The 1,858-nt window shown below is 73.3% G+C and carries 2 protein-coding genes and 1 pseudogene; all 3 read left to right on the top strand.

Annotated features, from left to right (window positions below; genetic code table 11):
- Positions 1-188, top strand: a pseudogene (locus F3J10_RS35475) (LysR family transcriptional regulator); the annotation flags it as partial.
- A 37-nt stretch (positions 189-225) separates the two neighbouring features.
- Positions 226-1,143, top strand: coding sequence for a DMT family transporter (locus tag F3J10_RS35470; protein WP_167244034.1), 918 nt, complete (start codon positions 226-228; stop codon positions 1,141-1,143).
- A 201-nt stretch (positions 1,144-1,344) separates the two neighbouring features.
- Positions 1,345-1,858, top strand: a 514-nt coding sequence (locus tag F3J10_RS35465; protein ID WP_167244033.1) for a HAMP domain-containing histidine kinase, incomplete at its 3' end; no start/stop codon positions are given.

The following is a 1,858-nucleotide window of genomic DNA, read 5'->3' as shown; positions in this document are numbered from 1 at the left end:
CCGCGGCGGGCCTGGCGGTCTGCCCGCTGGCGCGCCGGGTGGCGCCGCGCGGGCTGGTGGAGGTCGGCGCGCGCTTCGGCCTGCCGGCGCTGCCCATCTCGCAGGTGGTGCTCTACTCGCGCGTGCGCGAGCCGCGCTCGGCCGACACGCTGCGGCGTTTCACCGCCAGCCTGGCCGCTTCGGCATAAAATCTCCCCTTTTGCGCCTTTTCGAATCCCCTCGCCGATGACGCCCGCCGCCCGCCTCCACCTCCGCGCGAACCTGCTGATGCTGGCCGCCGCCGTCATCTGGGGCTCGGCCTTCGTCGCCCAGCGGCTCAGCCTGCCGGTGATCGGGCCCTTCCTCTACACCGGGCTGCGCTTCCTGCTCGGCGCGCTGGTGCTGGTGCCGCTGCTGCTGACGCGCCAGTCCGCGCGCCGCGAGATCGCCGCGCTCGCGCAACGGCCGGCCGGGCTGCTGCCGGGCCTGTTGCTCGGCCTGCTGCTGGCCGCCTCGATCTCGCTGCAGCAGATCGGCCTGCAATACACCCGGATCGCCAATGCCGGCTTCATCAGCTCGCTCTACGTGGTGCTGGTGCCGCTGATCGGCGTGCTGCTGCGCCATCGCGCCGGCACCGGCACCTGGCTGGGCGCCACGCTGGCCGCGATCGGCCTGTACTTCCTCAGCGTCGACGAGCACTTCAGCGTGATGTACGGCGACGGTTTCCAGCTGGTCGGCGCGATCCTGATCTCGATCCACGTGATCGCGGTCGGTTATTTCGCGCGCCGCCACGATCCGCTGGTGCTGGCATTCCAGCAGTTCCTGGTCTGCGGGCTGCTGTGCGGCGCGATCGGCCTCGGCGTCGAGACGCTCGACGCCAACACCCTGGCGCGCGCGCTGCCGACCCTGCTCTACGGCGGCCTGCTGTCGGTCGGCGTCGCCTATACGCTGCAGGTGGTGGCGCAGCGCGACGCCGCGCCGGCCCACGCGGCCGTGATCTTCAGCATGGAAGGCGTGTTCGCCGCGCTGGCCGGCTGGGCCGCGCTGGGCGAGACGCTGAGCCTGCGCGCCCTGCTCGGCTGCGCGCTGATGCTGGCCGGGCTGCTGGTCTGCCAGTTGCTGCCGAACCGCGCCGCCGCGCGCGAGGACGGCGTGCCGGCCTGACGGCCGGCGCGGGGCCGCGATCGCGCCGAAACCGCGCGAAACCAGGAAAATCGACGGCATGCCGCGGGCGGGCGGCCCCGATCAATAGGCGCCGATCGATTCGCAACATCGCGCATCGGCGCGCATTCGCCCTCGAAGTCGGCGCGACGCGCCCCGGTCCGGTCCCTATAATGTGGATTCCGCCATCTCCGCACGACCCTCGTGACCCTCTCCCCCGCCGATCCCCGCACCGAGCTGCTGCGCGAGCGCGCTGCCCGTTACGCCGCCGAGGCCGCGTTGTTCTCGCGCGACCAGGCGCTGTCCGTCGCGTCGCACGATCTGCGCAGCCCGCTCAACGCCATGCATAGCTGGGCCTATGTGCTGGAGCGCCAGTTGCCGGCCGGCGACGCGTCCCTGCAACGCGCGCTGGGCGGCATCCGCACCGGCATCGAGCAGCAGACCCGGCTGATCGAGAGCGCACTCGACGCGCCGCGCGCCGATACGCGCGCGCTGGCGATCGCGCCGGCCCCGGTGGTGCTCGCCGAGTTGCTCGACGAGGTGGCCGCGCTGGTCCGCGCCGCGCTCGCCGACGCGCGCGGCACCCGCCTCGAGATCCGCCTCGAAGGCGCGCGCGAAGCCACCCTGCTGGCCGATCCCGAGCGGCTCGCGCAGGCGCTGTGGACGCTCGCGGTGTTCGCGATCGAGGCCGCCGCGCCGGGCTCGACCGTCACGCTCG

This window comes from Burkholderia sp. Cy-637 (assembly GCF_011753175.1).
Taxonomy (GTDB): Bacteria; Pseudomonadota; Gammaproteobacteria; order Burkholderiales; family Burkholderiaceae; genus Burkholderia; species Burkholderia gladioli.
This window is presented reverse-complemented; position numbering and strand designations above follow the sequence as displayed.

Bases quoted from the DNA above. Each gene is read 5' to 3' on its own strand.
- F3J10_RS35470 (WP_167244034.1), top strand. From the start codon at position 226: ATGACGCCCGCCGCCCGCCTCCACCTCCGCGCGAACCTGCTGATGCTG.